This window comes from Lichenifustis flavocetrariae, from assembly GCF_026130545.1.
In the GTDB taxonomy this organism is placed as follows: domain Bacteria; phylum Pseudomonadota; class Alphaproteobacteria; order Rhizobiales; family Beijerinckiaceae; genus Lichenihabitans; species Lichenihabitans flavocetrariae.
Genome location: NZ_JAMOIM010000091.1, coordinates 1 through 8552, shown reverse-complemented (window position 1 = coordinate 8552; position 8552 = coordinate 1). Strand labels below are relative to the sequence as shown.

Annotated in this window: 5 protein-coding genes and 1 pseudogene; 5 read left to right on the top strand and 1 reads right to left on the bottom strand. The window is 64.4% G+C overall.

Annotated elements, in window-relative coordinates; translation table 11 throughout:
- Positions 1-355 precede the first annotated feature (355 nt).
- From M8523_RS35140 to M8523_RS35125, 4 genes are all read left to right on the top strand, one after another.
- Complete coding sequence (locus M8523_RS35140; protein WP_282589451.1) at positions 356-1300, top strand: hypothetical protein; 945 nt, start codon at positions 356-358, stop codon at positions 1298-1300.
- 73 nt (positions 1301-1373) lie between these two features.
- Positions 1374-3002, top strand: coding sequence for an exodeoxyribonuclease VII large subunit (locus M8523_RS35135; RefSeq protein WP_282589450.1), 1629 nt, complete (start codon positions 1374-1376; stop codon positions 3000-3002).
- Positions 3002-3232, top strand: a complete 231-nt coding sequence (xseB, locus tag M8523_RS35130) for an exodeoxyribonuclease VII small subunit (protein ID WP_282589449.1) — start codon at positions 3002-3004, stop codon at positions 3230-3232. Before M8523_RS35135 ends, xseB begins: the two co-directional genes overlap by 1 nt.
- Positions 3233-3396: 164 nt before the next feature.
- On the top strand, positions 3397-4521 hold the full coding sequence (locus tag M8523_RS35125) for an AAA family ATPase (RefSeq protein WP_282589448.1): 1125 nt from the start codon (positions 3397-3399) through the stop codon (positions 4519-4521).
- 489 nt (positions 4522-5010) lie between these two features.
- On the opposite strand, the gene M8523_RS35120 is transcribed toward M8523_RS35125, so the two are convergent.
- Positions 5011-6666 carry a tyrosine-type recombinase/integrase gene (locus tag M8523_RS35120; RefSeq protein WP_282589447.1) on the bottom strand — a complete coding sequence of 552 codons (1656 nt, stop codon included), beginning with the start codon at positions 6664-6666 and terminating at the stop codon, positions 5011-5013.
- Positions 6667-7295: 629 nt separating this feature from the next.
- On the opposite strand from M8523_RS35120, the pseudogene M8523_RS35115 reads away from it, so the two are divergent.
- A pseudogene (locus M8523_RS35115) lies at positions 7296-8350 on the top strand (IS3 family transposase); the annotation flags it as partial.
- Between the last annotated feature and the right edge of the window lie 202 nt (positions 8351-8552).

Here is an 8552-nt window from a genome sequence, read left to right as displayed (position 1 = left end):
AGACGCTCGTTGCGGCGTGGCTGCGCACGAACGATCTCGGCGACAACACGCTCGCGATGGTCGAAGCGGCCATCACGGCCGACATGGCCCGCCTGCAGCCCGTGGACGACCTGCTGGTCTGACACGGTTGCAGCAGAAGAGCCGGGTGGAGCGGGCTCGATCCGCGTGGCGGAGACGCCGATCCTGGGTGATCCCGACCTCGATCCTGATGATGCAAGTGTCCGTTTCACGGTCAGACTGTCTTCTTCTCCCCCTTCTTGACCTTTCCACCAACAACCCGGCTGACGCGCTCTGCGCCGACCGGATCCCGAACTCCCTCCACACAGCACAACTCAACTCAACAAAGGAACATATCATGAACACGCAGACCTCTAACGCCCTCGCATCCTGGCTGGCCCTCAGCGCCAACGATCGTAATGCCTTCGAGCAGGCCCGCTTGGCCCTGACGGCAGCCGCGCCGCAGCCCTCTCTCGAGCCCGAAGCAGCTCCTCCTCTGGCTCCGGCGCCGGAGAGCAAGCCGGTCACACAGCACGTCGCGCAGCCGCAGCAACTCAGCCTGCTGCCGTTGCCGGCCAGCGCAAGCCCGCGGCGCGGCCGCCTGGCACCCCCGCCCGTCGACACCGCTCTGTTTGCCTCCGCGGCCTATCGCGCAATCGCGGGCGGCGGTGGCACGGCCTTGGCGTATGTCGCGGGCTGCCGCGGCATGGCGCAGATCTACGAGGAGATCCACAGCACGTTCTACAAGGCTGGATCGACCAGCGCCTCGGCGATCGCCGCGCGGATGCGCAGCTTGAACGACGCGGGCTACGCCTCCTATCGCCGGCTGGGCCATGAGGTCGTGGCCGAGCCTGAGTTCGACTGCTGGAGTGCCGCCAGCCTGCCGCTGCATGGTCCCCGGCCAACCAACAGCCCGGTCTCGGGTCTTGGCAATGCGCTCCAGGTCCTTCTCCCGGCCGGCATGACCCATGAGGCCTTCGACATCGCCCTCACCGAACACCTGTGGTCGGTGTCCCTGGCGACCATCGCGGCGCAGCCGGCGTTTCGCCTCGCATGCATCGGTCGCGGCTTCGACATCGGTCGCCTGCAACGCTTCACGCTGAAGCAGGATAAATCCGGTTTCAAGACGGCCTGCGAGCTCGTGCGTCTGTCGCCACGGTGGGACGCCGATGCTTTCGCGGATCTCATCGAGGGCATCATCGCCGACTTCGTGCTCGCCCGCTCCCGTTCTGGCAACCCGAGCCCGATGAGCCGCCAAGGCCATCGAGCGCTGAGCCCTCGCCGGGGCGGCGGTCCCTCGTGATCGCCGCCCGGCCCGCCGGGCCTGAGCCCTGTTCCGCAACCTCCCTTGTTTCCGCCCATCATCTGGATCTCCCATGACTTCGGCCGCCCCGATCGTCTCACCCCCTTCTGTTGCCGTTGCGTCCCTGCGCGATGCGGCGACCAACAACTCGCTCAGAGAGGCCATCCCGACCCTCACCCTGACGCACTTTCTCGCCGCGGTGGGACGCAGTCTGCTCGCCGGTCTGCCCTCTCAGGTCTGGATCGAGGCCACGGTCGTGGCCGTCAAGACCAGCGCCTACGGCCATCAGCTGGAACTCGTCGAGAGTGACGGCAGCGGCGGCGCGCCAACCGCACACCTGCGGGTGTTTCTCGCGAACGAGGTGCGTCGCGCGATCGTCCAAGCGAGCGGCGCGGCCTTCGATCCCGCCCTGCTGGTGGGACTGACCACCTGCCTGCGCGTCGAACCCACCTTCTCGCCGCGCTGGCATCTGCAGGCCCGCGTCCTCGGACTGAGCGCCGCGACCCATCAGTCCATCGAGCGACTCCGTGTCGACCAGTTGCGGCAGACGCTGCAGCGCGAAGCGCTCTTCGACAGACAGCGGTCGCTCGCCACGCCACCGGATCTCACGCGGCTCTGCGTCATCCACCCGGCCGGTGCGGCCGGCTATGCCGATGTCGCCGCCGAACTCGATCGCTGGCAGAGCGCCGGTCTGCTGATCCTTCAACGCCATGAGACCCCGTTCGAGGGCGAACGCGCGACGGCCGGATTGATCGCGGCGCTGATGATGGCCGCTGACACGGTGGAGGGCGTCCGGCCCGATCTCATCATGATCGTCCGCGGCGGTGGCGCGAGCGCCGGCTTGCAGAGTCTCAACCACGAGACCCTCGTCCGCACGGTCTGCCGCTGCCCGGTGCCGATCGTCAGCGGCGTCGGCCATGCCATCGACCGCACCTTGCTGGACGAGGTGGCCTGGCGGGCCTGCGACACCCCCAGCAAGGCGCTCGCCCTCGTGGCGCGCCTGATCGATGCCCCCGCCGGCCGCGCCCGTGCCGATCTGGTCGCGATCACCACGGCGGCCCACCAGCGGATTGCGAGCGCGGCAGATGGCCTGTCGCTGGCGCGGGACCGGGTGGTCACCGCCGTCGACAAGGCGATCGACCAGGCCGGGGCCGATCTCCGGACGCTTGAGGCCGTTGTCGACAGCGCCACCAAATCCCGCGGCCAGAGCCTCGCGCAGTGCCGCATCGACGCCGATCGTCTCTGGCGGGAGTGCGCCGCGCGCGGTCGGGCGCTGATCACTGACGCCGAGAGGGCCGGGCTCACTCTAAGCCACAGCCTCACCGCCGAGATCCGGCGCCGGCTGACCCACGTCGATCCAGGTGATGCCCCGGCCGCGGCTGTCACACGCGTCGCGACCGCCCAGGTGGCGGCCGCCGCCCAGCATTGCAACGCACTGTTCGCCAGCATCACGGCGGCTGTCCGGACCCGCTGGACCGCAGCCGAGAGCGCTCTCGCCCGCACCGAGGCGCGCCTTGCCGAAACCAATCTCGCGGCCGTGCTCGGGCGTGGCTTCGCCCTCGTGCTCGGTGCCGACGGGCACCTCATCCGCTCACAGGCCGCCGCCCTCCATGCCGGCCGCGTGACCCTCATGCTCGCGGACGGTCTGGTGACCGCCGTCCTCGAGACCTCTCCGGCCACCACCCTCAGAAAGCACGATTGATGACCCAGACCACACTCGGACCCGCCCCCACCCAAACTTACGCCGCCGCCTATCAGCGTCTCAACGAGATCGCCACACGGCTGCGCGCGCCGGGTTCGGCCGCCACCATCGACACGCTGGCGGCCGACGTCCGCGCCGCCCGGGACGCTTACCAGGCCTGCAAGGATCGGCTCGACGCCATCCGGCGCGAGATCGACCAGGAGATCGGGCCGGCAGACGCGGACGCCTGACCCCGACGCCACGCCGGGCGGCTGCGACGGACCCCACGTCCAGCCGCCTTGCGCCGGCACCTGCGGGCTGGGCCGCCACCCAGCCATTCCGATCCCGAGAGCCGAGACACTCCGGACCGAACTCTCCTCATTGCCCCCACTCATCCTCACCAGCGAGCCTAACCATGACATCAGACACCGACCCACACTTCACCTTCGACGAGGACGACTTCGATCCCCTCGATGGGCCTGACGGCAGCGCCATCACGCGTTTTCTCGACGACATGGGGCTCGGCGTCGACGTCATCGATCGCAGGGCGCTGCGCGAGGCCATCCGGGGTCTCAGCACACAGGGCGAGGGCTCCGACGACGAGACCTCCCGCGAGGAGGCGAGCCGGGTGAAGCTGCTGCGGGGCTTGCTTCACGGCAACGCTCTCTACAAGCAGATCGTCGTCGGAACGCCCGAACTCATCGAGCGGCTCGCGACGCTTCGGACCGCCACGCCGAACTTCCGGGACGCCGCCGATGTGGTGCGCCGCGCCGCGCGCCTGTCGCTCGCCACCGCGACCCCAATGCGCATTCCGCCCCTGCTGCTGCTCGGGCCGCCCGGCATCGGCAAGACGCACTTTGCGCAAGGCCTGGCGGCCGCGCTGGAGACCTCGGTCACCGTGATCGCGGGATCAACACTGGCCGATCGGGGCGTTCTGACCGGCACCAATACAAGCTGGCGCGGGGCACGTCCCGGCGCGCTTGCCAAAGCGTTGCTGGCCGCTCCCACGATCAGCCCGGTCATCGTGATCGACGAAGTCGACAAGATGACGGGCCTGGGTGCTCACGACACGCCGCTCGATGCGCTTCTGACCATGCTGGAACCAGAGACCTCCCAAGCCTACCGCGACGAGTACTATGACGTCCCAATGCGGGCCGACGCCGTCACGTGGATTATGACCGCCAACGATCTGGCGTCGCTGTCGGAGCCGCTGCGCGACCGGCTGCTGGTGCTCGACATTCCAGATCTCACGGCGGGCCAGAGGGCAGAGGTTTACAGTCGCATCTTTGCGACCCTCAATGCCGCTCTCGGAGGCGCTTTCGATCTCGCCCCTGAGGCCCTGGGGTCTCTCGCCAGTCTCAACACGCGACGCGCCAAGGCGGTGATCACTCAGGCTTTGGGCATCGCGGCCGACCATGAACGCCGGACCGTCACGGCTGCGGACATGATCCGAGCCGCGGCGCTGGTTCTCCCATCCGGGGGCTCACACGGGCGGGGGATTGGCTTTGGCTTGATGGGCCATCCTTCCCGGCGAGGTTGAACCAGTCGCCTGGCGCCGCCCCGTGTCGATCAATCGAGCGTGGAAACTCACGCAAGACCGACCCACCCCGGGAAGGCCTAACGATTTATCGGACTGGGATTTTCAAGTGATAGACAGGGCTCCTATTTCGCGCGAGCCTTGTTCCACGTGTCGATCAAAATACCTCGTCTTGCTCAGGAACATAAGGAGTTTCTGGTTGGGTAGTTCTTGGCCGCCATTTCACACTCTGTCGCCACCAGACCGCGTTGGGCGACCTTCGCTTCCAAGGCTTTCGGCCGCTTCATCATCGTCTCCAGGTCACGGCGCCTCCACGCGCCGCGCATCCGAGCCGGCGAGATCGAACGGCCGCACTTGTGGACTGCTTTGGCGGTCCTGGTTTGGCCGAAACACTGCGATGACTCTCTTAGTGTCTGTTCGGAGCGACTCTGAAGGTAAGCTGGCCCAAATGTAGCTGACCCAGAACATGTTCAAACGATTAATCCTTCGTTTTCACTGCAATGCAAACACAGGGAATTTTTCGATTTCAATCTTCAACTGAGCTATGTCGGGAGCAAAGTATCCATCACTGGCATCCTTGCGTTTGTTGTGACCGGTAATCGCGCTGCTGAAACGTTTCGAGATGAGACCTTCGGCACGAGTTATGAAGGTGTGCCGCCAGCTATGGTTGGGGCTCACGCCATCTTCCAGATCAGCTTTCTTCTTGATCCACGAAGCCAGTTCAGCTGCGCGGAGTTCTGGGGCGCTACGGCTTGCGCCTACTTTCTGCTCAACATCGCCCACGAACAGGTAGCCGTCTGGCGCAGCCTGTACGAAGCGAATGAGGCCCTCACGCTCGAGTTCGTGGTGGACCGGCACGGTCCGAGCGTAACCATCCTTTGTTTGAGGGAAGCGCATCACCCAGATGCCGCCCTCGTTCCAGATGTCTCGCTTGCTCAACCAACAAACCTCTTGGATCCGCGCGCCGGAGTAGGCGCAGATCCACGGGGCCCATCTTCGCGATGCGGATGCCCGCAAGTACCGCGGATCGGAAGACACTTGGCGCGCCGCGAGCAGGATGGTCTTGATTTCATCGTGGCGAAAAGTGCGGTCTCGCAGGGTTTGGCGTTTGGGTAACTCGAGCTTGACGCCTATCACTGGATTGTCGGTCCGTATCCGACCGCCATCCTTCGTCATACTCCAAGAGAAAATTGACGCTGCGGCTACAAGGTCGTTTCCGTTCACCGTGGCGGCCCCGATCCCGTCCACGTCCCGACGGTGTTTTGCCCAGTCTGCAATGTCGTCCTGGGTGACGAGGCGAACGTCGCGCCCCTTGGTGAAGGCGTGCAAGCTCGCGATGGAAGGACCGTAACGTCGAATGGTGCTTGCCGACCGCTTGTCCGCAAACTCCGCCTTCCAGCGTTCGAAGATGCTCGCTACCGAGTGCCGCCCCTCCGAAACAGGCGCGGCTTTGACCGGAGCGACAAAGGCCGGAAAGCGAGCAAGGTTTGTATCGGGCGAATAATCGCCGGCGCTGTTTCGCTTGAGCTTCTCCGTGAGAAGGCGGTACCCTTCCCCGATCTGATGAAGCAGTTTGCGGCGGGTTGGAGTATCGACCCTCAGGCCCTTCTCGGCACAGAGCTGATCCGCACGGCGGCCGAAGAGGTCGTTGAGGGCTTGATCGAGCGTCATGCTGACCCCGAGATAATTAATGTCCTGGCCAAGATTCCAGGCCAACACTTGGGGGCCCTTGGGCAAGGTTGCCGTCACTCGGTATATCGCCTCGCCGAGTGCCACTTCTCCATCAGACTGGTCCACGACGGTGGGCAGAATCAACTGAACAGCCTCCTCAAATTCCTGTTGAGATCTGAAGACCTCCCCAGGAACGAAGCGAGAATCGGCATCGAAATGATCGGCTCGTTCGCGATAGACCTCTCCTGCAAGCGCGACGATGTCCTTGTGCGTGAGGACCTGCGGCGGCGTTCGAAGGGCGGCGAGCTGCTTGGCAAGCGAGCCATAGGCCAGCGTAAACCGCTCCTTGGCGATCGCAGCATCCTTGGTCCGAAGGGAGCAGAAGACTTTGTCGGTGATGGCCGTCGTCACCGTGGTTTTGCCAATTGGAAGCACGACAGAGGCGCCCTTCACTTCCGGCGGAAGATCGGCAGGCATGCGGACGTTCATGTAAAAAACGCCGTTCTTATGCTGAAAGGGCCGGGGCATCTGGAGAGCCATGTGTGAAACCGCTGTGTGAAAGCGGATGTCCAAAAGCTCTGCGTTACCAGCAACTTCTTGCCAAACCATCAAAAAATGATGGTGCCCTGGAGAGGACTCGAACCTCCCGGGGCCAATCTAAGTTATTGAAATTGCCGAAGTCTATTTCTTCCCGCAAGCTGCTAGTGTCAGATCGTTGTGTAAGACCTTCAGCCTTCGACCGCAAGCTGGCCTATCAGTTCTCAGCCGGAGCGAGCACAGGGACGTCTGGCACCGCGCCCGCGGGCGGCATCGTCGTTCTCGCTGCGCCGGACGTCAGTACGGCGGCGGTGATGCTTGAACCCGTCCCCCGCGACCGGAATGATACGCTCGTGCTCGTCCGTCAGGTTCATCTAATCACCCGTGTACCGGACCTCGGATATTGAGACACCGATGTTGATCTTATACGGCGATAGCCATGGGTGAAAGTAGGTCGCATGGAACGGCAGCCGGCGTGCAATGAGAGATGGCTCGGGGAATCTGAACAGGTGGCATGAGTGGAGTTTCTGCCTGACGGCGGCCAGGATGGTCGCGGAGCAGGAGAGACGATGAGCAAGCGACAACGGCGGAATCACGCACCGGCTTTCAAGGCGAAGGTGGCCTTGGCGGCGGTGCGGGGTGAGAAGACGCTGTCCGAGTTGGCGCAGCAGTTTGACGTGCACCCGAACCAGATCACGGCCTGGAAAGCGCAACTGCTGGATGGCGCCGCCGGCGTCTTCGGTGCGGATGCGAAGGTGGAACCTGCTTTGCCGCCGGTCGACGTGAAGACGCTGCATGCGAAGATCGGCAAGTTGACGCTCACCAACGATTTTTTGTCCGGCGCGCTCAGCAAGGCCGGCCTTCTGAGCGCAGAGCGATGATCGACCGCGATCACGGCCTGCCGATCAGCAAGCAGGCGAAGGCCCTCGGGATCAGCCGGGGCAGCGTCTATTACCTGCCGCGATCGGTGTCGCCGGCCGACCTCGTCGTCATGCGGCGGATGGACGAGTTGCACCTCGACTTCCCCTTCGCTGGAAGCCGCATGCTGCGCGATCTCCTGCGCCAGGAGGAGATCACGATTGGTCGTCGGCATGTCGCGACGCTGATGAAGCGGATGCGCATCGAAGCGCTCTACCGCAAGCCGGACACCTCAAAGTCCGCGCCCGGGCACAAGATCTACCCTTACCTGCTGCGCGGCATGAGGATCGCGCGTCCCAACCAGGTCTGGGCCATGGACATCACCTACATTCCGATGGCGCGCGGCTTCGTCTACCTGGCGGCCGTGGTCGACTGGTTCAGCCGCCGGGTCCTGTCCTGGCGGGTGTCCATCACCCTGGAGGCGGCGTTTTGCGTCGAAGCACTCGAAGAAGCGCTTGCACGCCATGGCAAGCCGGACGTCTTCAACACGGACCAGGGCTCACAATTTACCAGCCACGAATTCACTGGCCTCCTGATCGAGGCTGGGATCGCCATCAGCATGGACGGCAAGGGCTCGTGGTGGCGCGACAACGTCTTCGTCGAACGGCTTTGGCGGTCAATCAAATACGAAGAGGTCTACCTCAAGGTCTACACCAGCGTCGGCGAGGCCCGCGCCTCGATCAGTCGTTATCTGACCTTCTACAATCTGCCGTCACGACGCACATCTCGCTATGTGGTTGAGGTGAATAGTGTTTGCTGCGCGGGGTGCGGTACCGCGGGGTGTTTTTGGTGGAGCTTCGACCGTTGCGCGAGACGTCGAACGGCGGAACTGTCGAGATCGGCACGGCTGAAGATCCATGGTCCCTCGGCAAGGGGATGGGTGGCGTCGATCTCGCCCCGCTCTGCCG

Bases quoted from the DNA above. Each gene is read 5' to 3' on its own strand.
- M8523_RS35140 (WP_282589451.1), top strand. From the start codon at position 356: ATGAACACGCAGACCTCTAACGCCCTCGCATCCTGGCTGGCCCTCAGC.
- M8523_RS35135 (WP_282589450.1), top strand. From the start codon at position 1,374: ATGACTTCGGCCGCCCCGATCGTCTCACCCCCTTCTGTTGCCGTTGCG.
- xseB (WP_282589449.1), top strand. From the start codon at position 3,002: ATGACCCAGACCACACTCGGACCCGCCCCCACCCAAACTTACGCCGCC.
- M8523_RS35125 (WP_282589448.1), top strand. From the start codon at position 3,397: ATGACATCAGACACCGACCCACACTTCACCTTCGACGAGGACGACTTC.
- M8523_RS35120 (WP_282589447.1), bottom strand. From the start codon at position 6,666: ATGCCTGCCGATCTTCCGCCGGAAGTGAAGGGCGCCTCTGTCGTGCTT.